The following is a 24,302-nucleotide window of genomic DNA, read 5'->3' as shown; positions in this document are numbered from 1 at the left end:
ATACAAATCACTAACATTATACGCTTCTAATCGATAAAGGATTTGCCATGAAAAAACGCTTAACCCTCTTACAAATGGACGTTCACGTAAATGACGTAGAATACAATTACAATCGCGTTCAAGAGTTACTCACTCAATCACTTACAGAAAATCCTGATATTATTGTTTTACCTGAAACTTGGAATACAGGCTTTCACCCATCAGATGATTTAATTACGATTGCCGACAGAAATGGGGAAAGAACAAAATCATTGCTCACCGCCTTTGCAAAAGAACACAACGTGAATATCATAGGCGGCTCTGTCGCTGTGGCGAAAGATGATCTTGTATTCAATACATCCTATGCTTACAATCGTGAAGGTGCCCTCGTAGGTGAATATTCCAAAATGCACGGCTTTAGCCCCGCTAAAGAAGACAAATACTTTGCTAGCGGTACTCATACGACCCATTTTGAACTCGATGGGATCCCTTGTAGCACGGTTATCTGTTACGACATTCGTTTTCCTGAGCTAGTGAGAATGGCTGCATTACCAGGTACTGAACTCTTATTCGTACCCGCCCAATGGCCTACGATGCGTCTACGTCACTGGCAAGTACTAAACGAAGTACGAGCAATTGAAAACCAATTATTCCTTTGCGCAGTCAACGGATGCGGTACTATTGGTCGAGTTCAAAGCACAGGTCACTCCGCCGTTTATGACCCGTGGGGCACGAACCTCCTCGAAATGGATACGAATGAAGGCATTGCTTCCGTAGACATCGACCTTACCGTAGTCGAAGACATTCGCAATAAAATTAATATCTTTAGGGACCGTAAACCAGAACTCTACAACCTATAACATAAAGGCACATTGTTATTGAATTTCTCCTTATATTAGGAAAAGTATTCATTTAACAATGTGCCTTTAGTTTTGTTTTGTTTTGTTTTGTTTTTATTGTACTGTATGGAGGAAATAAATTACTCTAGTTTGTTCTGGATTAACGGCCATCCCTGCGACAGTAAATGAGTTATACAAATAATCAAATTTAAAGATGTAAAATGTATATCCCGCTTCAAATGGTCGGTTTACTTCCTTATAGGAATAGTAACCTAAATATTTTTTCTGTAAAGCCTTATTTTCATCATTGGATAACACTTTATCAGAACTTAATTGACTAGTATCTTGCTCTAATCCCATAAACATTTGATTGTTCATTTGGTTAGCGAGTTCATGATCAACTTTTTGCTTAATATTCTCATTGCTTAACGCCACTTTATATTGATACATATTGTTGTATGTATTCGTTACTTCAATCCATTCTTCTGGCAATATAGTAGACAGATATTTTCTATAATTCGTCTTAACATTTTCGTACGGTTTGATAGAAACACGTTCAGCCTCCCCCTTAGTAATAATGAGCTTAGCATGATTTTCTGCATCTTGAATATAAGGCTTTAGTTCTGATGGTTTGCCTGTAAAAGAAACTTGGATGTAACGACCATCTTCAATTGCCTTAGGTGGTTTTAAATGAATATCAACCTGCTTAGCAAATGATGGTATTTTCTTTGGAAAACCTGACAAATCATTCACTTTGTCTACATCTATATGATTGTAATATTCCTTGTCATTAACAGGATATTTAATGCTTTCCCTAAAATTAATAGCATCTACAATTTGTTTTTCAATTTCTTCTCGTGTATAGGGATTTTTAATAAAGTCTCGTTGTGGCGTACTTCTTATTCTTCTATTATGTTCCTCTATATGAGCGTGCATACGCGATTCCTCATCTCGCTGCTGTAATATTTGTTCGTTATATGTTTTTTTAGCAAGAGACATAACAGCATAAGATAATTCTGTTTCACCCGTTACTTTACTTTCCATATAAGGCATAACCTCTAAAGATTGGGTTCTATTAACTTGAGTAGCGTTTGTGCCCAAAGGTGTTCCTACAGATGGAGTGGATAACCGCTCAGCATTTGTTATTCCTATGTTCGCAACCAATGCGGTCACAACAAGTATAAATCCTTTTAACTTCATTCATATCTCCATTAAATAAACTATATAAAAAAGAGTTGCTGCACATATTATATAGCTACTTAGGTAATTTAAAACTCAATAAGCTTCCACATATCTTCTGGAACTTGCTCTAGAGGTTTGTTCTTAGCCATAGCTTCCTTTAGGATATCAATGGTGTCTTGTACTTCTTGTTTATCCTTTGTATTTGGATCGTGGAGAACGACACGGTTCAACGAGTCTTGTCCAAATTGTTTTAAGTATTCTTTTTCTACTTGATTAAGTTCACGACGTAAGTATTTCATGGTATATCCTCTATTTGTAAATATCTTTTCGATGCCCCACTTCTAATGCTAAAATAACGCATCTATGGTCATTAATATCAGCAATAACTCTATAATTACCAATACGATAACGCCAAAGTCCTGTTTTATTATCAGTCAATGATTTTCCTGAATATCTAGGATTTTCAACATTATCTAAATGCTTGATAAGCCAATTAAAAAGATAGCGTTGCGTTGATCTATCTAATTTAGAAAATTGCTTATCAAACCGTTTAGAAAACTCAAGTTTATAAGCCATATTTTGCACGCATTTCCGCTACAGAATAAGTAACAGGATCTTGCTCGTATTCTGCTAATGCTTTTTGACCTACCTTAAGATCAAATTCATCTTCAATCTTTTCTAGTAAAGCCTTCTTAAAGAGGGTAGAAAGTGTTTCATCCATAAACTCAGCATAGGTTTTAAATAACTCTTCTTCTTGTTCATTTAAACGGACTGAAATATTTGCCATATAAAAGCACCTCCTTATGTAATACATTGTATTACATAAGGAGGTCTTAGTCTATATTTTAAACTCGCAACCATCATTATTTTAATAAAAATTTATATTTATAATATTTATATTTTACATTACTTATTAGATTATAAAGAAACAGGCTAACTCGTATTTTACATACAAAAAAGGCATACCGCCCTTCTCTCATCTCTCAGCAGTACGCCTTTTTATGTATATAGTTACTCTCGAACTATATCATATGTCAGTCTGGCTTAACTCTCTCACAGTCCCTTAACGACACGCCAGTATGTCACCTATAATATACAATTTTAAACGAAATATGTCAACAGTTTATAGAAATTTTATCTTTAGTTTTTTACAAGAATATAAAGCTTTCAAGATTATCCGCCAAATGCCAAATAATCACGAGTTAATTCTTGTTGTGGATCAGAGAATATTTGCTCTGTAGGTCCCCACTCTACCACTCGGCCCTCATTCATAAAGACAGTGTAGTCTGCAATGCGTCTAGCTTGTTGTAAATTATGAGTAACAATGACAATCGTTTGTTTTGCTTTTAACTCTGTTAGCAATGCCTCAATATGCAAGCTGTTTTTTATATCAAGGGCAGAGCACGGCTCATCAAAGAGCATTACTCGAGGATCTACGGTCAAGCTTCGCGCAATACACAGGCGCTGTTGTTGACCGCCAGATAAAGAACTTGCCAAGCGCTTCATATCGCCATTAATTTCGCTATATAATCCAGCCTGCTCTAAACATTGTATCGCTTTAGCCTTTCTGTCTGCAGAGGATAACTCTTTATAATAATTTAGAGCAAATACCATATTATCTTCAATGGTACCAGGAAATACGGTCGGTTGTTGTCCGATAAGACCGATTTGGCGACGTAACATTTGCGGATCCATTGAGTCTACAGATAGGCCATCGTAAATAATTTGTCCATTAGTGACTTTTTTCGGTGCCTGTAAGCTACCGTTAAGCGTAGCTAACAATGTACTTTTACCACAACCAGACGGCCCAATAACAGCCGTAATAGCATGTTCTGTAATAGGCAAGGTTATGTGTTGCAAAATAGGATGCTCATCAATGGACACCTCTATATCTTTAATATCTAATATGATGCTCATCAAGACCGCCCTCCTATGTAGCGACAAATAATATTGATACAAAGTAATATAACCATCAATACAAAGGCTGTAGCATAGGCTAAATCTACTGAATAACCTTCGTTTACCAAAATGTACAAATGATATGGCAAGGCCATAAATGGATCCGTTATATTCGGTATTGACCTTGTATATAATACGGCACCAGTATACATAATCGGTGCGGTGGCCCCCATCGCATAGGCCGCTCCAAGGGCTATAGCGCTCAATCCGTCGCGCATGGCACTCGGTATGACCATATGCAGCCAAATATAACTTGGTGAAAGCCCCATATTGAGAGCCGCCTCATAAGTTTCACGAGGAAACTCGTGGAATACTTTCACAAGGCGCAACGTAATAAAAGGTATAACCATTACCGTTAACGTAATCGATGCAGATAATAAGCTTTTATCGATACCTAAATATAAAATCAGCACACTATACCCGAACAAACCAATCAATACAGATGGTAATCCGGACATACAGCGTAGAGTGAATAAAAAGCATTCTGATTTCCAACGAGAAATATTGCCATATACCATGTAAAGAGCACAAGGAACACTTACAATAGCCGCCATAGAAGCCGTTAATAAGCCCTCTAAAATACTACCAATTATGGCAGGGAATATGCCCCCTTCTACACCGAGAGGCATGCCCACTGGGTAGAGCCAGAGGAAATCAACAGTTATTAATGGCCCCCCATGATACACAATATAACTACACGCAGCGATGAGTATTGCCATAACTAGGACTAGACTGCCATAAGCCCAAGTAGCTAATGCAAGATTAGATAACTTCATGATGACCATCCTTTCTAGTTTTCCAAGAATACATATAGACTAGAACATTAGTCAGTATCAAAATGATTAGCAATACTAACGCCGCTACATATAAACCGCTATAATGCAAGCTATTATACTCTACACTACCCATTTCAAGTGCAATAAGAGATGGAATTGGCTCAGCCTTACCCAGTAAATTAGGCAAGATGGGAGCATTACCGACAACCATCATAACGGCCATGGTCTCTCCCATAGCACGGGAGAAGGCTAGCACAGAACTAAGAATGATCGAACCTTTTGCACTAGGTAGTACGATAGCTTTCATGGTATGCCACGGCGATATACCAAGGCCCAAAGCCGTTTCTTCATAGCGCTGACGATAGGTTTCGATAGATTCCGTACAGTGGGTCACAATATAAGGCAAAATCATAAAGGCTAATACAAGACTAGCCGATAAAATAGACTCACCGGTAGACAAAGAAAACATCGATTGAATGGCCGGAACCACTACGGCAAGACCGATAAAACCAACAATAACAGAAGGTATACCAGCGATCATATCTATAGTAGATAAACAAAATTGGCGAATACGTGGTGATACACCTAGACTCAAACCTACAGAGGTACCAATCCCCAAGGGCAACGCCCATATCAATGATAACAGAGATATATAGAGACTAGCAGAAATAATATAGGCCAGACCTAATACAGGACTTTGTGCCATAGGCTTCCAGACTGTACCGGTTACAATATCCATCCAAGACATATGTATCAAAGCGGGCCACGCCTCTATCGCCATATAGAGTACGATCCCTATATATAAGACGAGAACAGATACCGCCATAATCGGTACTATGCCAGATATAAAACGATCTGATAAATGCATAGACTCTCCTTTCATAAGAAAAAAGCAAGGCCGCAGCCTTGCTTTTATTCTATCTGATTAGTTTACAGGAACAAAGCCCATTTTATGAATAACTTTACGGCCTTCTTCAGACTTCAAGTATTTTGTGAAAGCGTCTGCTACACCGCCCATATTACCTTTACCTACGATAAGAAGTGGACGTTGAATCATGTAAGAACCATCAGTAATCGTTTCGTCTGTTGGAGCTACACCATCAACTTTGAAGGCAACGATTTGGCCTTTATTTTGACCCAACATGCCATAAGATGCGTAACCAATAGCATATGGATTTTCTTTAACTTTAGTTACAAGAGCACCCATAGATGGAGCTTGAATAGCATCTTTAGTCACCTCTACAGAACCCATAATTTTTTGTTGGAATACTTCATGGGCACCGCCACCAAGATCGCGTGTTACTACGATGATTTCTTGATTAGGCAAGGAAGGATCTACTTGATTCCAAGTTTTATACTCGCCTGAGAAGATTTTAATAATCTCTTCTTTAGTAAGATTATCTTTTATGGCATATAAAGGATTTTCAGGATTTACAGCAATTGTTAAGGCATCAATACCTACTTTAATTTCGTTGTAGTCTTTTATTTTTGCTTTTTCGCTGTCTTTCACTTCTCGTGCTACTAAACCAAAGTCCGCAGTGCCATCGATAACCGCTTTAATACCTGTGCCAGAACCACCAGAAGATACATAAATAGTAATATCTTTATCTGGTAAAGAACTATCCGCATGACTCCAAGTTTTATTCTTTTCTGTAAAATCTGTAGCGATCTTAGAAATAACTGGTGCCAATGTGGAGGAACCATTATATGTTAATTGTGTATTTTGTGCATTTTGGTTGAAACCACAACCTGCAGAAATAAGCATTGCTGCGCCAACACAAGCAGCAAGAATTGCACGTTTAGTAAAGCCTTTCATATACAATCTCCTTAATATAAGTAATAGAATAATGATTATTTAATAACAGTATAATTATAACAAAACAAATCTATTGATTACAATACAACTCCAACACTATAGACTACTATATTTATTCAGTTCCAAAATGCTCATCATACTGAAAGTTATTTTTATACTATATACATTTTACTATAATATAACCATCTTATAAATTATTTTTATAACATTAACACTTACTTTTGTGTTATAAATCATTTACATAATTTCTATAGAAATGTTAGTATTATCAATGCAACAGGATTTAGTTATTAATAAAGAAAGGTAATAACTATGTTTTCATTTCTACAACCTAAAGAGGCAAAATCATCTGTACCACAAAGTATGATTATGAATCTATATTATAAATACAGATTTCAATCTCTACTTGGTATTTTTATTGGTTATGCGGCGTACTATATCGTTCGTAACAACTTTGCCTTATCAACTCATTTCTTATCAGATATTCTCCACATGAGCAAAACAGAAATCGGTTTGCTATCTAGTGGTATGCTTATCGCCTACGGTTTAAGTAAAGGCTTTATGAGTAGTCTTGCAGACAAAGCAAGTCCTGCAAAATTTATGGCTTTCGGTCTTATTTGCTGTGCAATTATCAACATTTTTATGAGCTTTGCCGACAGCCTCGCCTTCTTCTTAGTACTAGTAGTTCTTAATGGTTTCTTCCAAGGTTTTGGTGTAGGCCCATCCTTCATTACTCTAGCGAAATGGTATCCAAAACAAGAACGCGGCCGTTATGGTGCAATTTGGAATATCTCACACAATCTTGGTGGCGGTATCGTAGCGCCAATCGTTACGGCTGCACTATATTTCACAACTACAGATCATTGGCAATTAGGTAGCTATGGTATCCCTGCAATCATTGCCATAGTTGTAGCTATCGCTATTTTCTTCTTAATCAAAGAAAGCCCTGAGCGTGAAGGTTTACCACCTACAAGCGAAATCATTGCGGATACGGCTCATAAAGCACATAGAAGCTCTGAGGCACCTCATATGAATACACGAGAAATTTTTGTAAAATATGTATTGAAAAACAAAAATGCTTGGTATGTATCATTAGTAGATACATTTGTTTACATGATTCGTTTCGGTATGCTTACTTGGCTTCCAATTTACCTATTACAAGTAAAAGGTTTCTCCAAAGCAGAGATGTCTGTAGCATTCTTATTCTTTGAATGGGCTGCTATACCTTCTACTATTTTTGCGGGTTACATTTCCGATAAATTCTTTAAAGGTTATCGTATGCCACCAGCAATTATCGCTGTAAGCATTATATTCTTCTGTATCTTCGGCTATTGGCAAAGTGAATCCCTCTTATGGGTTACATTCTTTGCGGCTATTGTGGGTTGTTTAATCTACATTCCTCAATTCCTTGCCTCTGTTCAAACAATGGATATTGTACCTCCATTTGCTGTAGGCTCAGCCGTTGGTCTTCGCGGTTTCATGAGCTACATTGTAGGTGCCAACCTCGGTACAACACTATTCGGTGTATTAGCTGACAAATTTGGGTGGAACGCAGGTTTCTATCTCTTATTGGTAGCATGTATTCTTTGTGTTACATTCTGTGTACTGGCTCACTTTGGTGCAAAAGAATTAGATGCTAAAGAAGCAGAACTCGAACAACTTCAACTAGCTGAAGCTAACTAATAACAACAAAATCCTAAGCAAACTAAAAAGGTAGTAACATTGATATGTGTGATATGTACCCCCTTTACTGGACAAGCAGTAAAGGGGGTATTTTCATGAGATATAGTTATGAATTTAAAAGAAAAGCAATTGAATTATTTAATCAAGGTGAATGGCCAGAGACGCCAACTGGAGTATTGACTCATACTTTTCACGAACAAATAATAAAATGGGCTAAACAGGAAGAGTTTAATGGCCCAGAAATCAATAAGCATAATCCAGATAAGCGATGTTGGTCTCCAGAGAAGAAATATGAGTTAGTATGCCAAGTATTATTTGGAGAATCTATCCGCTCTGTATCTATTAGGGCTGGAATTAATACTGGCCAACTGTATCAATGGGTTCATAAATACAAAACTTTGGGATACAATGGTCTTATTAATAAACCTAAAGGACGATCACCAAAGGATTGCAAAATGAAAGTACCTAAGACTATCTCACCTCGAGAGCTCAAAGAGAGTGAATATGAGGAACTCATTCGCTTACGAGCTGAAATTGCTTATATTAAAGCTGAAAATGAAGTCATAAAAAAAGAGATTGCCTTGAGAGAAGAAAAAGAGGCTGCGCGACTCAAGGCGAAAAAGCAGCGATTATCAAAACGCTCCGCCAACAAGGCTATCAACTAAAACATCTTTTGAAAGCTATGCCAATGTCCAAATCTACCTATTATTTTGAACTTACTAAAGTAGATCTTGTAGATAAAAGAAATACAGAGCTAAAAGATGAAATTCAAAAGATTTTTACAGAACATAAAGGCCGGTATGGTGTACGCCGTGTATATCAAGAGCTTCTTAATCGAGGCTTTGTAGTCAATCATAAACGAGTGCAAAGACTTATGCATATTATGGGGCTCGCAGGAAAGCGACCGAAAGAAAAGTACCACTCTTACAAAGGGAAAGTCGGTAAGGTAGCAGAAAATATCGTCAATAGAGATTTTAGTACAACTGCACCATTACAAAAATGGACTACTGATGTGTCTCAATTTAATTTCTCATGGGGAAAATGCTATTTGTCGCCTATTTTAGATATGAATACGAATGAGATTGTTGCTTATGACTTAGCATTAAGTCCTAACTTAGAACAAATTTCTCGTATGTTAGAGAAGGCATTCAAGAAGTTTACTAATCTTTCAGGATTAATCCTCCATTCTGATCAAGGATGGCAATACCAACATAAGTACTTTAGGAGAACACTCAAAGAGCATGGTATTATTCAATCTATGTCTCGAAAAGGAAATTGTTATGATAACTCTGTGATGGAAACCTTTTTTGGTAGATTGAAAACGGAAATATATTATGGTTTTGAGAGAGAATATTCATCTTTTAATGCTTTTGCAGCAGCGATAGAAGAATACATTAACTATTACAATAACAAAAGGATTCAAGCAAAAACAAAATGGATGCCCCCTGTGAAATACAGAGAAGCATCCATGTGTTTAGGCTAGTAAATAATATGTGTCCAGGAAAATGGGTACATATCAGTGTTACTACCTTTTGTTTTGGTATAGCGTGTCCCTGATTTTCTAGATGCTATCTTTTAAAGAGGACAAAAGCCACAATGATACCAATGATTATATTCCCACCTACTATATAAGGCCAGGTAAGAAAATTATGTATATCATGCAGGATTTGAATATCAAACCTTGGCATAAAAATTAGCACATTCGCCAAAATCCAAACGATAGGTCCTACGAACTTCATTTTCTTAACCGTATCCATTCTATCTTTAATGGTATCGGTCATCTCTACATCTTTCTCCACAGATACGTATTCTTTATTAATGTAAAAGCCTTTTGAATACTCCGTTTCAAAAGCCCATGCTTCAACAGAAAACGTAGCATTACCATCACCATTTTCATACTCTTTATATTTAGCAGTATCAGTAATGCCTTCGTCTATCTCACCCCAAGTGCCCGTTACCATCTCATAACCACTATCTACGAGTTTCATATCGGCTAGTGGCGCTTTACCACACAACTTGGAAAAGTGGTATGCATCTCGCTTCTTATCCCAACGAAGCCAAAATGCCTTGTTACTACTATGTTTAACTAATTTATACTCATACCATATATTCCCATGAGTATTAATGTAGCGTATCTTGCCTAAGATCGTATATAAATCATTTCGGATACGCAATGTATCGCCATAGTTAAATTTCATAAAACACGCTCATTCCCAAAACAATATATATTATTAATTACTATGATTGTACACATAATATGAAATTCTGCCTAGATAGATATAGCAAAAAAGGTAGCAATATATATGTTGCTACCTTTTATTGTTTTATAATCACCCTTGTTGGCAGAAATAAATGATATAGTTTCCATCTGGACTGACTGCAGCGCCTAAAGAGTATGGATGATTCCAAGTGCCCCCAAAATCAAATAAATACAGTACATAATTGTCTGGTATTTCTATCGAATCTTCATTATATGACAATCTATGCAAATATTGTCTTTGAAACTTTCGATTTTCTTTTTCAGTATAAATTGGATACACTTTATCTTTAGAACGCTTATTTTCATAATTCGGTTTAGGCTTTAATGCATCTCGTGCATCTTGTATTCGTTTACGAATTTCAAAATATCTCTTATACTTTGCAGTATTGTCTTCATCTGGAATCTGTACCTTATTGAATTCTGCTAGTACTTGATTTTCCAACTCATATATTTCATCTACAGATTTATCAATTGAATGGTCTTGTCGTTCTTGTATAAATTTCCCCATCGGCACAGTTGTATTCTTTACAATCAGTATCGACTTTGGAATTAATGCAGATAGAGAATCCGCATAAGCCATATTCGAATCAATATATCGTTTAACATACACATTGGATATATCAGATTTTGAAAGAACCACTTTAGAGTCAGAAAGTGCTTCATCAATATATGGCTTTAATTGTTCCGGTGTGCCTCCAAATGCAAATTGTACATAAGCCCTACCTTGTAAAAAGCCTGGATTACTATGCATATGAATATTTTTTGCAAAACTTGGCATATTTTTTGGGAAGCCTGGAATCTTAGGTATCCTTTTATAATCCTTTGGATTATTGATAGGATACTGAATCAATTCTATAGGTTTAAAAAAGCTTTCCAAAGATTCTTTAATTTCAGCTTTAGATCTAGCCGTAAATAAATCATGCCCTTTTCCCTTATTTTTATCTAAATATTCTCGAATTTCCCTTTCATTTGTTGCATCACGATCAGCACGAGTTCGATAATCTTTAGTATTAACAGGATTAGTTAGCTTAATTTCTCCTTGACCATTCTTTTTCATATATGGGCTCACGATGCGTAAAGGTTTATTGCGACCTCCAATAAAGTAGCCTTCATTACGTGTTGATTCAGTATTATAGTTTTTAATTTCTTTTAGTGCTTGTTCATCCTTATCATTATAAAGTGGATCAAACGTTTTGTATTCACTACCAAAATCAGATTTTACTGATACCTTTAATCGTTGAGCAGCGTACTCTTTCTCCTTCCTTTCTAATGTAATTTCATCTTCAATCGAAAGCTTTTTGGGATTTATAGATTTATCCCTTATAACAGCTTTAAATGCACCAGGAATAATCTCAACAAAATCTAATTTCACAGGGGCTTTAGTTTGTACAGACTGTTTTGACTTTGCATTATTTTTCAGTTCAGCACTAGTATTTTGGTTTATCCCATCCACTGTTGCAGCTAAACTAAACTGACTAGATAATGTTAGTGAAAGCAGCATCAGTACAAAATATTTCTTATTCATTTCTCTCTCCTATATACACCTACAACTTTTAAAGTCATAGTAAAAAGGACCTACAGTAAACTGTAGGTCCTTATATCTTGGTGCGGTTGGAGGGACTTGAACCCTCACGAGCGTACGCTCACCACCCCCTCAAGATGGCGTGTCTGCCATTCCACCACAACCGCATGGAATACAAATGGTGCCTCAGGACAGAATCGAACTGTCGACACACGGATTTTCAGTCCGTTGCTCTACCAACTGAGCTACCGAGGCATGAATGGCGACCCCGATCAGATTTGAACTGACGATCTTCGCCGTGACAGGGCGACATGTTAACCGCTACACCACGGGGCCGCGTATCAACTCTCGTTGACTACTCGTATATATTAACATGGGGCAAGCTTCTAATGCAAGTACTTTTTTCTAATTTTTTGATGAATTTTTCCAAAATATATGAAATTAAGAATTATCTATCAAAAATCATATAGATTTACCATTTATATTTCAAATGCTCATTTATACGCAATATTTCATAGAACTATAAAATAAAATTGGTATCCACCTATTCTAAATAATAGATAGATACCAATTCATTAAGATTTATTAAGAACTATAAACAATCATAATTAATACGATATTAATTATAAATGATCCCATGGTGTATCTCGATAATTATATTCACTATATGATTCAACAACCATGTCGTGGCGTTTAACTTTATCTAGCATCTTTGAACGTGCTGTACTTACAGTATTTTCACTATGTTTACCACCTAAGTAAGCATATTTAGACTTACCTAATGTATACATTACAGACACATATGGTTCACCTGAGCTAATATTATTTTTATTAAAACCAAGGTCTATGGAAATATGTGGTGTAATATTTAATGTAGCCCCTAATTTCAATCCACTTATTGACTTCCATTTATGTTGGTTAAGATAAAACATATCAACGGGATGTTCTCTCAGACTCTTTGTCTTCCAATGGTAACCATCTACATATGTAGAAATCCATCGAGCATTTTTATAATCTCTAGTATAACGTACATTATATCCATCTAGTACATTCTCATAGGCATATCTTATCTTAGTAAAACCATTTGGATGTCCATCCTCAGGATAATGAAATTCATCAGCTCTTGGTACAATTACAAGAGAGTTTTCAAAATAATAAGGTTTTGTTTTTTTCTCAGATAACCCATGATAAACATTAGCACTAATTTTATTCAAACCAGCAACATACTCTAAGCCGATACCAACTCGAGATAATTTATCCCTAAATGCATAATCATAAAATGTATTTATACCCATATAAGCATGTTCATTCTTACTAAGGCGCCTATATCCTGCTCCTATGCTTCCTACTATACCTAGTGAATCATGTTGAACAGTCTCGCCCTTATCAAGATAGGATGGTTGTTGTGCAAGCCTAGCTGCAGCTTTATACTTAGGATCATCACCAATATAGCTGCTTTCTCCCCCGTTCCAATATGCATCTGATGAGATTTTTTCCCCACCATTACCATCTATACGGCCTTGAATAAACAGAACTGATTTAGCATGCTCACCATAATACTTAATCGGTTGTATCGTCTCTATAAAATATTGTGCCTTTTTCATCTCCTGTGTAGAGCTATGTTCGCTACGAGTAATTGCACTATCTGTATTTCGATAAGGCGTTGGATTTATTTTGTATTCATGATAGTTATCTTTTTGAGTACTTTGTACTGCCACTCCTATATCAGTACGATCCATCCAACTCGATTGAACATTTTCCCCATTATCCTTATCTGCCGCTAATGCACATGTAGCAAAGCTACAAGCCAAAGTCGTACATACTAAAGATCTGATAATACCCCTTTTACTATTCATAGTCTGTTCCCCTTTATATGAATTTTTCATGAAATATAGTTTTATTATAAATCCTTTAACAAACTAAAGCAATTATATATCTTATCCACTTTACAGCATATATATTCTTTATTTTATTATCACATAGATAAACACGTCTTTTATAAGTATTATTAGGCCTTTGACTATGATAAAATAAATATATATTATATAAATAATAAGAATGTAATATAAAATACTTTGGAGTAATACGATGAAATCAAAATCACTTATAATAACATTAATCATCGCTGTTGTAGGCGCATTAGCTGCCGCATGGTATTTCTTATGGTATGTCCCACATACACCAGCTTATACATTAAAAATCATTCATCAAGCCGTTCAGGAGAAAAATGCAGATGAAGTTTTGCGTCATGTAGATGTGAAATCCATCGTAAAAAACATCGTAGACCGTGAAGGGAATAAATATATTGATACATCTAATCCATTTGGCAAAGCCGCCGTAGCCGCTACCAAAACATTTGGCCCTGCCCTCATCGAAGATGTAATGAGAAAATATATTGAAGATCCAGATAGTTTTAAATCAGAACCTCCTACGGATAACAACCAAGCAGCAAACCAAAATGACGATAATAAATCTATGGTAGACCGGCTTGTAGAAGGTCGCCTCTTTAAAGAACACGATGTAGAGATTAAAAACCTCAAAACAGATGACCACGGCGAAACTGCAACGGTTACAGCAACCATCCAAAACAATAAAAAGAATATGACTAAGGACATAAAGATTTTAATGCGTCATCTAGGTGACGGTACATGGGTTATTTACGATATTCCAGATATGGAGGACTTATATACTATCACTCGTAAGTAGGCAGTTAAATAGTTAAGTACTTACTTAGTTACTTAGTTAATTAAGTAACTAAGTAAGCATGAGACAATTTATGTGTTCAAAGTAAACGTTAAAAAGACAGCATATACAACTGTATATGCTGTCCTTTTTATTTAGAATATGAAAACACATGTTCCCAACAGCGTACGTTAACGAACAAAATCTACTATCGCCAAGGTCACTGTTACTTGTGAGATGAGTCGATCTGCATCATCCATCATATCAAAGCGCCATACATGGGATGTCTTCCCTTTTACAAGTATGGTACCATGAGCCGTTAAGGCCCCTTCACATCGTACAGGGCGCAAGTGGTTGGCCGTAACGGATTGACCTACGCCAAATTTATCCGGTCCAATGAGTTCGTTGCTCATCATGCCGGAAATGATTTCAGCAAATGCCAAGGTTGCACCACCATTTAGATAGCCTTGAGGCTGTTTGTGGAATTCTCCTAAGTTCATTTTTGCAATGCATGTAGTATCGCTCGTCATACGAGGTGCTTCAATTTGTAAGGATTCTATTAAATTCATAGTGTTCGTTTCTCCACACAATACGCTTCTAGTCTATCATCAAAGACGGTTACACCTAGTCCATCTCCATCAGGAACGTGCATAACGCCATCCTTAAAGGTTAAATCTGGATAGATGAGATCTCGTTCAAAATATCTATTAGAATCAGATAGGTCTCCTGCCATATAGGAATCACCTAGAGCTGCTAGTTGAGCGTGCAACATTTTAGAAATGCCCGACTCTACCATGCTACCTACCCAATACGGAATATGACATTCTCTACAAAGATTAATAGCTGCCTTAGTAGGTACGAGACCACCCATACGGCCTACTTTTATGTTAAGTACATCAATCAGTCCATACTCAATAGCATAGGATAAATCGTCATAGCCCAAGATGGACTCATCTAAACAGATAGGCGTTTCAATATGCCAATCATCGTTATTAAGGCGTTCCCACTTCCACTCCTTATAGGATTGAAGCGTTGTTATAGCAAAAGGCTCTTCTATACAAGCCAGCTTCAAATCATTAAATTGACGGACCTTATCAATATCATCATAAGAATAGCTTTGATTCGCGTCGGCTGCCAAGACTAAATCGGGGTAATGCTTCCGTACTAAGGCTGCCCGGTCGTAGCCATCTATAGGATTCACCTTTAACTTGATGCGCTTACAACCATTCGCCACATGAGCTTCTACGGCATCTAGCAATTGTTCCATCGGTACATCGCCGATAACAACGCCGCTTTCAATGGTATCTTGTAAGGGCTGCCCCATAATATAAGAAACGGAGTTTACACCTAATCGCTCACAATGAAGATTAATCAATGCATTTTCTAAGGCAGCAATGGTCATAGGCATATGATCTCGATTTAGCCAAAACTGTAGCTGACGCACATAGGTCATAAGCGGCTTAGGCCGCATCATGCGCAAATTAAAGATATAATCATCTACTAGTTTTTGCCAACACGTATCCACTGTCTCGGCTGTATAAAAAGGCTCTGTAAAAGCCACGCATTCCCCATAACCTACATACCCTTGTTGATCCTCGATGCGAATGACTATAGTTTCTCGTTCTTTTACTTCGCCTTTGGCAGTTTTAAAGTTGAACTTTAACGGCAATTTAAGGCGATATGTAGTTATACTTTTAAAGTTTAAAATATCATTCATAGGCGCCTCAATCTTCTAAACGCAGTTCATTGCGCACAATTTTACCTGTTCCATTTCTAGGCAACGCAGGCAATATCTTTACGTATTTAGGAACTTTATATTTTGCCAGAGATTTGGTCATAAAGGATACAATTTCATCTGCAGTCATACTTTCACCATCGTGAAAGGCCACAAATAGCGCCGGTACTTGTCCCCATTTAGGATCAGGTACAGGTACAACCGCACATTCCTTCACTGATGGCAATGTGTAGACTAAATCCTCTAATTCCTTAGGATAAATATTTTCTCCCCCAGAAATGATGAGGTCCTTGCGACGATTCAAAATATATACGAACCCATCTTCATCGACATAACCGATATCATCGGTATTAAGGTCACCATCGATAGGTTCCTTGTCAATATATCCAGTCATAACCATAGGGCCTGTTAAGTGAATCTCACCTACCCCGTCTGCATCAGGTTTATCAATGCGAACCTGCATCCCTGGTAATGGTTTTCCTACGGAATCTCGTTTATGAGGGTAATCCAATACGGAGAAAGTCACGCTTTGACTAAAGGTTTCCGTCATGCCATAGGTCTTGTAAATTGGTAAGGATTTCTTTTCACAAGCATCGATGAGTGCCATAGGAATGAACTCACCACCGAGCAAGATAACACGCAAATTATGATGTATAATACTTGGCTCTAATTGAGTTAAAATAGTAGGCACTAAAGACATCATATTAATGTTCTCAGACTCTATGAGCTTGAGAACTTGAGTTTTATCATATTTAGGCAATATGGTAACAGCCGTACCATTATAAAGGGATCGTAGCAAGATAGAGAGACCACTTACATGGAATAAAGGCAATACCATAAGCCAATTATCTTGCTCAGTTTTACCTAGTACCTCTTTAGACGCTTGTACATGAGCTCTAATTTGCCCCCATCGGAGAGGAACAGACTTAAACTGTCCCGTAGTGGCACTCGTATTCATGATGACCGCTATATCTCTATCTTCAAAGGTCCAGTCAAAAGTATCGTCTGCCTCTTCATCGGATAGAATACGTTCTAACGATTCAAAAACAATAGTAGAAATGGAATTAGGCAATTGCTCTCGACGCTCAACGCTATGCAGTACAGTAGTAACATCTAACTGAGCTAATTGGTTTTCTATTTCCTTAGGCTTAAGATGTACATTTAGCAGTAGCAACTCTTTATGCACGAGCATAGTTGCCAATACATAGATTGCCATCATCACGGAGTTATCCGATAAAATAGCTATGCGAGAGGCTTGTAGGGGCTCTAATTTACGAGCTACATGGACTACGCCACGATATATATCGTTATAAGTATATTCGTTTATGCATATGCGATTAGGATAGTGCTCAGCGCCATAACGTAACCAGTCCATCGTCTCACCTCATATCTAAGCCTGATTTCTAATTACCAGTAAATAACAATCGAAATATCAATGCCAAAGAGATATTACAAGAAAGGCGCCTCATATAGAGGCGCCCTTATTATTTTAAAATTAGTTAGTCCCCAACCTAGGACTAGTAACTCTCCCTATTAAGGGAATTTAGGGAATTGTTTGAAGTTCGGTTTACGTTTTTCTTTGAACGCATCACGACCTTCTTTTGCTTCATCGATTGTGTAGTACATCAATGTAGCGTCGCCTGCGAATTGTTGTAAGCCTGCAAGACCGTCTGTATCAGCATTGAAGGAACCTTTTAACATGCGCAATGCCATTGGGGACAATTCAAGGATTTCGCTACACCATTGAACTGTTTCCTCTTCCAATTTGTCGAATGGTACAACCGTGTTAACCATGCCCATTTCATAGGCTTGAGCAGCTGTGTATTGACGGCACAAGAACCATACTTCGCGAGCGCGTTTGTGACCGATCATGCGCGCCAAGTAACCTGCACCATAACCAGCATCGAAGGAACCTACGCGAGGACCTGTTTGACCGAATTTAGCATTTTCAGAAGCGATGGTAAGGTCACATACGATGTGCAACACATGACCGCCACCGATAGCATAACCGTTAACCATAGCGATAACAGGTTTAGGAATAACGCGAATCAAACGTTGTAAATCAAGAACGTTCAAGCGAGGTACATTGTCTTCACCAACATAACCACCGTGACCACGTACACTTTGGTCGCCACCAGAGCAGAATGCTTCTTTATCTTCACCTTTGCCGTGGTTAGCACCAGTCAATACGATTACGCCTACCTCGTTATCTTCACGAGCTACTGTGAAAGCGTCGATTAACTCCATAACTGTTTTAGGACGGAACGCGTTGCGCACCTCTGGACGGTTAATAGTAATTTTTGCAATGCCATTATATGTTTCGTAAATTACATCTTCATAATTACGATCCAATACTTTCCAATCAAATTTGCTCATGGACTTAACCTTTCTTCTGTAAAAAATCTAACACCGCTTGCTCGAATACTTGCGGTTTTTCTATATGCACATTATGTCCCGCCCCTTCGACGATGACATGCTTAAAGTTTGGCAACTTGCCAAATATATCTCTTCCTATTGTAGTATATTTTGTATCTAATGCGCCACTCACATATAAGCCTTCAACAGAGAATTTTTCTAATTTATCCCCCACATACGGCATGACACCTTGACCTGAGCCACGCAAGGTACAGGCTAAGGCGTACGTACTATTATTGGAACGACGTAGATAGATTAATTCCTCTACGCTCTCTGAAAGTTGCTTTTGACTTTCAAAAATAGGAGCCTCCGCCCAACGTGTAGCAAACCAAGCGCCATCATGGTCTTCGATGCGAACTGCTAAGTCTTCATCGGCCTTACGACGCTCTGCTCGCTCATCATCAGAGGCGATGCCTACAGAGCCACTTTCAAGGATGAGCCCTTTGATTTCACTTTCATATTCCAAGGCATAAGAAAGCGCGATGCGGGCCCCCATGGAGTAGCCCATGAGGTAATATCTATCACCAACCATATGATAAATAACGGTATGCAAATCCTCTATCATTTGAGGAATCGTATACGCCTTATCTTCATCAGGAATATCGGAATCACCATGTCCAATCAAGTCGATACGGATAACGCGATAACCGGGCAGATTAATAGCATCCCAAGTATAGCTCGATTCAGAGAAGCCATGGAAACACACAATAGGTTCTCCATCGCCAACTACAGTCAAGCCGTAGCGGTATTCACCCAAATCAAAGTACATGCGTTGAGCTGGATTACACAAAGCATTATCTACAATACTGCAAAAATACTGACTCATAGTAATGCCTCCATATCAACTGAAACTTTCGTATATTTCTTATGTAACTGTCGACTATATTCCCGATTTGTAGGGATTTCAATGATATGAACGCCTGTTTCTGAGCTAACATTAGCTAGCACAGCACTCAATTCATCAGGGCTCGTGATTTTAGTATACCCACAGCCATAAAGTTTGGCCGCCCCACTATAATCTAAGCCTTGCGATGTAGAGAACAAGTAATCAAAATGCTTCGTTCCCTTTTGCGGTAAGTATTCAAAAATGCCGCCTCCATCGTTATTATGCAAAATAATCGTCAAATTGAGATCATGCGTTTTGGCTACTGCTAATCCATTTACATCATGGAAGAAAGACAAGTCACCAGTTACAAGATATGTAGGCAGTCCATTTGTGGCAAGGCCTAAAGCAGTAGAAATAGTACCATCAATACCATTTACACCGCGGTTGCCATACAGTACGGCGGTAGACTCACCGCTAAACCAGAAGTAATCAAAGTCTCGAATACTCATACTATTAGCCACAAGTACTTGTGCATTACTGGAAATATATTGCTGTAACTCGCGTATCGTACGACCTTCAAAACAACTTGGTTCCTCTATTGCTATACCTAGTTGCTGTTTTCCTGCTGTTTCTAAATGCTGCCATTTACCAAGATATGCCGGGAAATCATTGTTTACACCATACAGATTTGTAAATACATCAATACTTGCTTGCATGTGCATAGTGGTTTTCCCCGTTGGATTCATAGAGTCCATGGTAGGATTAACCTCAATGTATTCTACATTATCCCAACTCGCCAACATCTGTTGTACTCGTTTAGACACAACAATTTGTCCGAACTGAATTACGCAATCAGGCTTTAGTATAGGCCACAGCTCTTTATCAGCTAAAAATGCATCGTATGTAGAAATAACAATATTACTAGTATCGACGTATTCCTTATCACTATGATTACTAGCTGAGTTATAAGAGCGTCTTACATTAGACAATGGATCAGCCAAGATAGGTGCTTGTAGCGTTGTAGCAAAAGAAAGAATACTATTAGCTTCTACAACATCGATCTGTGGCCCAGCTAATATAAGAATATTCTTATATTTTGCTAGGAAGCTATCATTCTTACTGCTAGTAGTGTTGCTTACATGACTTCTACCACTTGTATTATCATAATTACAGGCACTACTATAATGTGGCTTAACTACGTTAAAGGGACTACGTCCCGCTTCAAAATGTTTATTGTTCAGTTCAGGTACCAAGGGCTCAAAGAGAGGCACATTGATATGTACTGGTCCTTTTTTTGTATCCATAGCTTTCATATACGCTTTACGCGCTACTTGGCGTGGATATGTATAGTAATGATCCTCTTGAGGCACTGCTAATTCTTCGTAGTAGTTTATAGCAGCTCCAAAAACTTTCTGTTGGTCTACTGTTTGTGGAGCCCCTACGTGTAACAAGGTGTGTGGCCTATCAGCAGATAGTACGATGAGAGGCACACCACTATATTGAGCCTCTAAAATAGCGGGCAAATAATGAGCCACTGCCGAACCAGAGGTACAAACGAGTACGGTTGGTTCCTTATGAGCCTTTGCAATACCAAGAGCCATAAAACTAGCAGAGCGCTCATCTATATTCATATATGTTTCAAATCCTTCATGCTCAGTAAAAAGCATGGCCATCGTCGTAGAACGAGAGCCAGGGCTAAACACGGCATGACGGACGCCGAGTTGGTAGAATTCATCTACCAAGGCAGCAATATATTCGTTCATTATATTCCCTTTCAACAACCCCTAAGGGTTTGGAAATGTATTATAGCGCTTCCAAAATGGTGCGCATTTTATTATTAGTTTCTGCGTATTCCTCATCTGCATCAGAGTCGGCAACAACACCACACCCTGCATAGGCATACAGTACATGATCCATAATGAGAGCCGATCGGATAGCAACGACTATGATGCCATCCCCCATGTCTTTCATAAAGCCAAATGGAGCTGCGTACATGCCACGCTCATGGGCTTCGTACGTTTGTAATAGTGCCAATGCCTTTTCTCGAGGTTCACCACCGAGAGCAGGTGTAGGATGTAACAATTGTGCCCACTCTACGAGGGACTTTGTACTATCCTTTGCAGTAATAATAGTACGCAAATGATAGAGATGCGCTAGCTCCATAATACCCGTTTCACCGATGGTCACCTCTGGAGTAATAGCTTTCATAGTATGTACAATGCGATCTCGGACGATATTATGTTCAAAGAGGTTTTTCTTATCTGTTAGTAGTTGTTCCTTAGTCCATGCATTTGGCCCATGTTTAGGCGCCGTGCCAGCTAAGGCATAACTGAGGATCTCACTGCCACGATGACGCACCAGAATTTCTGGAGATGCACCCACAAAGGTACGTCCATCCTTTTCGTAACCAAAGATAAAACAGTTAGGATTGTTATCTACTAGATTAGCTAAAATACTAGCTACATTATAGGGTGTATCACTGGTAAACTCCACTTCACGAGAGGATACTACCTTAGTCATTTCACCACTGCTGATGCTCTCAGCAATAGCTTTCATAAGGCTATCCCAAGCAGCCTTATCATCACTGGTTTCCTTGAAGTTATGGCGTACGCGAGGCACCTCAAAATCCTCGATGGGTACGCCTTCACCAGCATGAAGATAAAAAGATTCCCCATTTTCTACGATGTAATAATGGGTGAAAGCAATCATTTCATGTCCCATGCCAGACCATTTAGGATCTTTCGAGGTCTCAAAAAAAGTATCCCCATAAAATACGTAGGCGTAATTATGGCGGTCCTCATCATCTTTGACCGTCGCCAGACGTTTAGCGCCTACAACGATACGGTCACTCTGACGATCCACCCAAAAAACGCGTTCTTCATTGGGGAAGTTCAGCCAAAAGGCCACCGGACTATTCAGTTCTAACGGTTCTTTGTTATATTTCATAGTTGTACGTCGCTATACGAAAAATAGACTATAGTAAAAACACCTAACGTGTAGAAAGTTTCGTCTACACGTTAGGCGTCATCCATAAGTTTCCAAATTTTGAGATGAGCCTAACGCCATCACACGTCGATGGGCCCTCTTTATATCTAATTTATTATATCATAGGTAACCGTTAAAAGGTAGAAAATAAAACCTCTACACCACATGTAATATGCATGAGTGTAGAGGTTTTGCTTTGTTCAAAACTTTTTTTACTGGATTTAAAATGCTATTGCTGTATCCAAAACACTTTTTCTTTATTTGAAAGCTTTCGCTCCAATATCTGTACGGTATTGCATACCTTCAAAGTCAATATGTTCTATCCGTTCATAAGCTCTATCGAGCGCCGTTCTAAGATTTTTACCAAGACCTACTACGCCAAGAACTCGGCCGCCATTCGTAACGTAATTTTCACCAATAAGCTTTGTACCAGAGTGGAAAACGATGGTTGTATCATGTTGTTTAATATCACCATGAATCACATCACCCTTGGAGGATGTTTCAGGATACCCTTTAGAAGCAAGAATGACACAAGCTGCCGAGGAATCTTTCCATTTCACCATATCAGCTGTTAATGTGCCTGTGGCACAAGCCATCATGACTTGACCTAAATCGCTATCTAGTAATGGCAATACAACTTGTGTTTCAGGATCACCAAAGCGGGCATTAAATTCTACCACCTTAGGTCCTTGAGATGTAATCATAAGGCCTGCATAGAGACAGCCCACATAAGGCATCCCCTCTTTCTCCATGGCGGCTACCATAGGTTCTAAAATTGTCTTCATCGCCTCATCCCGCAATGCATCAGTGAGCACTGGCGCTGGTGCATAGGTGCCCATGCCCCCTGTATTAGGGCCTTTATCACCATCAAAGATACGTTTATGGTCTTGGGAAGCAATCATGGGAACCACAGTCTTGCCATCTACAAAGGCAAGCAAGCTCGCTTCTTCACCTTCCATGAATTCTTCAATAACTACGGTGCTACCGGCCTCTCCAAAGCGATTACCACTGAGCATATCTTCTACAGCCGCATTTGCTTCGTCAATAGTCATAGCCACTACAACACCTTTGCCAGCGGCTAAACCATCAGCTTTAACTACAATAGGAGCACCAGTTTGACCGATAAATTCTTTTGCTTCATCTACCTTGTGGAACACGCCATAGGCGGCCGTTGGAATATTGTATTTTTTCATCAAATCTTTGGCGAACACTTTGGATCCTTCTAGCTGAGCAGCTGCTTTGGATGGGCCAAAAATAGGAATCCCCGCTTTATTAAGTGTATCTGCTAGTCCTGCCACAAGAGGTGCCTCAGGACCGACAACGACTAACTCAACTTGGTTATCCTTTAAAAAGCTAATCAAATGATCGCTTTGTTTCCAGTCAATGCCAACTAGCTCGGCACAATCTGACATGGCCGCACTACCAGGAATGGCATATACCTTTGTTACGCTAGGGCTGATGGACAATCGCCATGCTAAGGCATGTTCGCGGCCGCCGTTACCGATTACACATACTTTCATAAGTCCTCCATCGACGCCTAAACGCCATCAATACATCATTTATGTAAGCACCTATATCCTCTATAATCATCATTACACATCAATGATTACGAGCTAGTGCTCGACTATAACCTCAATCATACT

24 protein-coding genes and 3 tRNA genes are annotated in these 24,302 nt (G+C 38.4%); 5 read left to right on the top strand and 22 right to left on the bottom strand.

What is annotated here, in order from left to right:
• Nucleotides 1–47 precede the first annotated feature (47 nt).
• Nucleotides 48–839, top strand: coding sequence for a carbon-nitrogen family hydrolase (locus VRHSUH09_RS04280; protein WP_105081487.1), 792 nt, complete (start codon nucleotides 48–50; stop codon nucleotides 837–839).
• Nucleotides 840–932: 93 nt separating this feature from the next.
• Here the strand turns inward: VRHSUH09_RS04280 and VRHSUH09_RS04275 are convergent, their stop codons facing one another.
• The 8 genes from VRHSUH09_RS04275 to VRHSUH09_RS04240 form a co-directional block, all read right to left on the bottom strand.
• Nucleotides 933–2,018 carry a hypothetical protein gene (locus VRHSUH09_RS04275; RefSeq protein ID WP_105081486.1) on the bottom strand — a complete coding sequence of 362 codons (1,086 nt, stop codon included), beginning with the start codon at nucleotides 2,016–2,018 and terminating at the stop codon, nucleotides 933–935.
• 68 nt (nucleotides 2,019–2,086) lie between these two features.
• Complete coding sequence (locus VRHSUH09_RS04270; RefSeq protein ID WP_054748772.1) at nucleotides 2,087–2,299, bottom strand: hypothetical protein; 213 nt, start codon at nucleotides 2,297–2,299, stop codon at nucleotides 2,087–2,089.
• 10 nt (nucleotides 2,300–2,309) lie between these two features.
• On the bottom strand, nucleotides 2,310–2,576 hold the full coding sequence (locus tag VRHSUH09_RS04265; RefSeq protein WP_054748787.1) for a type II toxin-antitoxin system RelE family toxin: 267 nt from the start codon (nucleotides 2,574–2,576) through the stop codon (nucleotides 2,310–2,312).
• A complete protein-coding gene (relB, locus tag VRHSUH09_RS04260) occupies nucleotides 2,566–2,787 on the bottom strand; it encodes a type II toxin-antitoxin system RelB family antitoxin (protein ID WP_009352129.1) in 222 nt (73 codons plus the stop codon). Before relB ends, VRHSUH09_RS04265 begins: the two co-directional genes overlap by 11 nt.
• 386 nt (nucleotides 2,788–3,173) lie before the next feature.
• On the bottom strand, nucleotides 3,174–3,917 hold the full coding sequence (locus VRHSUH09_RS04255; protein ID WP_054748775.1) for a phosphate ABC transporter ATP-binding protein: 744 nt from the start codon (nucleotides 3,915–3,917) through the stop codon (nucleotides 3,174–3,176).
• On the bottom strand, nucleotides 3,917–4,735 hold the full coding sequence (locus VRHSUH09_RS04250; protein WP_167386472.1) for a PstA family ABC transporter permease: 819 nt from the start codon (nucleotides 4,733–4,735) through the stop codon (nucleotides 3,917–3,919). Before VRHSUH09_RS04250 ends, VRHSUH09_RS04255 begins: the two co-directional genes overlap by 1 nt.
• Nucleotides 4,722–5,603, bottom strand: coding sequence for a phosphate ABC transporter permease subunit PstC (pstC, locus tag VRHSUH09_RS04245; RefSeq protein WP_167386471.1), 882 nt, complete (start codon nucleotides 5,601–5,603; stop codon nucleotides 4,722–4,724). The genes VRHSUH09_RS04250 and pstC overlap by 14 nt, the downstream gene beginning before the upstream one ends.
• Nucleotides 5,604–5,660: 57 nt before the next feature.
• Nucleotides 5,661–6,551, bottom strand: a complete 891-nt coding sequence (locus VRHSUH09_RS04240; RefSeq protein WP_054748783.1) for a phosphate ABC transporter substrate-binding protein — start codon at nucleotides 6,549–6,551, stop codon at nucleotides 5,661–5,663.
• A gap of 312 nt (nucleotides 6,552–6,863) precedes the next feature.
• On the opposite strand from VRHSUH09_RS04240, the gene pgtP reads away from it, so the two are divergent.
• The 3 genes from pgtP to VRHSUH09_RS04225 all read left to right on the top strand — a co-directional run bounded on the left by pgtP (nucleotide 6,864) and on the right by VRHSUH09_RS04225 (nucleotide 9,717).
• Nucleotides 6,864–8,234 (top strand): phosphoglycerate transporter PgtP, encoded by a 1,371-nt coding sequence (gene pgtP, locus VRHSUH09_RS04235; protein WP_054748785.1) that lies wholly within the window; start codon nucleotides 6,864–6,866, stop codon nucleotides 8,232–8,234.
• 95 nt (nucleotides 8,235–8,329) lie between these two features.
• Nucleotides 8,330–8,899 (top strand): transposase, encoded by a 570-nt coding sequence (locus VRHSUH09_RS04230; protein WP_233187909.1) that lies wholly within the window; start codon nucleotides 8,330–8,332, stop codon nucleotides 8,897–8,899.
• Nucleotides 8,863–9,717: an IS3 family transposase gene (locus VRHSUH09_RS04225; protein ID WP_233187914.1), complete on the top strand. Its 855-nt coding sequence runs from the start codon at nucleotides 8,863–8,865 to the stop codon at nucleotides 9,715–9,717. The genes VRHSUH09_RS04230 and VRHSUH09_RS04225 overlap by 37 nt, the downstream gene beginning before the upstream one ends.
• Before the next feature lie 85 nt (nucleotides 9,718–9,802).
• Here the strand turns inward: VRHSUH09_RS04225 and VRHSUH09_RS04220 are convergent, their stop codons facing one another.
• The 6 genes from VRHSUH09_RS04220 to VRHSUH09_RS04195 all read right to left on the bottom strand — a co-directional run bounded on the left by VRHSUH09_RS04220 (nucleotide 9,803) and on the right by VRHSUH09_RS04195 (nucleotide 13,872).
• The gene (locus VRHSUH09_RS04220; protein ID WP_105081483.1) at nucleotides 9,803–10,432 is read right to left on the bottom strand and encodes a DUF4178 domain-containing protein; all 630 of its coding nucleotides are present in this window, start codon (nucleotides 10,430–10,432) and stop codon (nucleotides 9,803–9,805) included.
• 132 nt (nucleotides 10,433–10,564) lie between these two features.
• The gene (locus VRHSUH09_RS04215; RefSeq protein ID WP_105081482.1) at nucleotides 10,565–12,019 is read right to left on the bottom strand and encodes a hypothetical protein; all 1,455 of its coding nucleotides are present in this window, start codon (nucleotides 12,017–12,019) and stop codon (nucleotides 10,565–10,567) included.
• A gap of 78 nt (nucleotides 12,020–12,097) precedes the next feature.
• Nucleotides 12,098–12,183, bottom strand: a tRNA-Leu gene (locus tag VRHSUH09_RS04210).
• A 12-nt stretch (nucleotides 12,184–12,195) separates the two neighbouring features.
• Nucleotides 12,196–12,271, bottom strand: a tRNA-Phe gene (locus tag VRHSUH09_RS04205).
• A gap of 5 nt (nucleotides 12,272–12,276) precedes the next feature.
• A tRNA-Asp gene (locus VRHSUH09_RS04200) sits at nucleotides 12,277–12,352 on the bottom strand.
• A 287-nt stretch (nucleotides 12,353–12,639) separates the two neighbouring features.
• Nucleotides 12,640–13,872: an inverse autotransporter beta domain-containing protein gene (locus tag VRHSUH09_RS04195; protein ID WP_245875988.1), complete on the bottom strand. Its 1,233-nt coding sequence runs from the start codon at nucleotides 13,870–13,872 to the stop codon at nucleotides 12,640–12,642.
• A gap of 232 nt (nucleotides 13,873–14,104) precedes the next feature.
• On the opposite strand from VRHSUH09_RS04195, the gene VRHSUH09_RS04190 reads away from it, so the two are divergent.
• On the top strand, nucleotides 14,105–14,722 hold the full coding sequence (locus tag VRHSUH09_RS04190; protein ID WP_105081480.1) for a hypothetical protein: 618 nt from the start codon (nucleotides 14,105–14,107) through the stop codon (nucleotides 14,720–14,722).
• 167 nt (nucleotides 14,723–14,889) lie between these two features.
• Here the strand turns inward: VRHSUH09_RS04190 and VRHSUH09_RS04185 are convergent, their stop codons facing one another.
• From VRHSUH09_RS04185 to purD, 8 genes are all read right to left on the bottom strand, one after another.
• Nucleotides 14,890–15,267 carry a PaaI family thioesterase gene (locus tag VRHSUH09_RS04185; RefSeq protein WP_105081479.1) on the bottom strand — a complete coding sequence of 126 codons (378 nt, stop codon included), beginning with the start codon at nucleotides 15,265–15,267 and terminating at the stop codon, nucleotides 14,890–14,892.
• On the bottom strand, nucleotides 15,264–16,415 hold the full coding sequence (gene menC, locus VRHSUH09_RS04180) for an o-succinylbenzoate synthase (protein ID WP_105081478.1): 1,152 nt from the start codon (nucleotides 16,413–16,415) through the stop codon (nucleotides 15,264–15,266). Before menC ends, VRHSUH09_RS04185 begins: the two co-directional genes overlap by 4 nt.
• A 7-nt stretch (nucleotides 16,416–16,422) precedes the next feature.
• Nucleotides 16,423–17,808 carry an o-succinylbenzoate--CoA ligase gene (gene menE, locus VRHSUH09_RS04175; protein ID WP_105081477.1) on the bottom strand — a complete coding sequence of 462 codons (1,386 nt, stop codon included), beginning with the start codon at nucleotides 17,806–17,808 and terminating at the stop codon, nucleotides 16,423–16,425.
• 158 nt (nucleotides 17,809–17,966) lie between these two features.
• Nucleotides 17,967–18,809 carry a 1,4-dihydroxy-2-naphthoyl-CoA synthase gene (gene menB, locus VRHSUH09_RS04170; RefSeq protein ID WP_077708117.1) on the bottom strand — a complete coding sequence of 281 codons (843 nt, stop codon included), beginning with the start codon at nucleotides 18,807–18,809 and terminating at the stop codon, nucleotides 17,967–17,969.
• Nucleotides 18,810–18,813: 4 nt separating this feature from the next.
• Nucleotides 18,814–19,674 (bottom strand): 2-succinyl-6-hydroxy-2,4-cyclohexadiene-1-carboxylate synthase, encoded by an 861-nt coding sequence (menH, locus tag VRHSUH09_RS04165; RefSeq protein WP_105081476.1) that lies wholly within the window; start codon nucleotides 19,672–19,674, stop codon nucleotides 18,814–18,816.
• Nucleotides 19,671–21,437: a 2-succinyl-5-enolpyruvyl-6-hydroxy-3-cyclohexene-1-carboxylic-acid synthase gene (gene menD / locus VRHSUH09_RS04160; protein WP_105081475.1), complete on the bottom strand. Its 1,767-nt coding sequence runs from the start codon at nucleotides 21,435–21,437 to the stop codon at nucleotides 19,671–19,673. Before menD ends, menH begins: the two co-directional genes overlap by 4 nt.
• A gap of 40 nt (nucleotides 21,438–21,477) precedes the next feature.
• The gene (locus tag VRHSUH09_RS04155; protein WP_105081474.1) at nucleotides 21,478–22,620 is read right to left on the bottom strand and encodes an isochorismate synthase; all 1,143 of its coding nucleotides are present in this window, start codon (nucleotides 22,618–22,620) and stop codon (nucleotides 21,478–21,480) included.
• Nucleotides 22,621–22,916: 296 nt separating this feature from the next.
• Nucleotides 22,917–24,179: a phosphoribosylamine--glycine ligase gene (gene purD / locus VRHSUH09_RS04150; RefSeq protein WP_105081473.1), complete on the bottom strand. Its 1,263-nt coding sequence runs from the start codon at nucleotides 24,177–24,179 to the stop codon at nucleotides 22,917–22,919.
• Nucleotides 24,180–24,302: the final 123 nt, after the last annotated feature.

Source organism: Veillonella rogosae JCM 15642 (assembly GCF_002959775.1).
Lineage (GTDB): Bacteria > Bacillota > Negativicutes > Veillonellales > Veillonellaceae > Veillonella > Veillonella rogosae.
The sequence above is the reverse complement of the archived record's forward strand: the minus strand, read 5'-3'. Positions and strand labels throughout refer to the sequence as shown.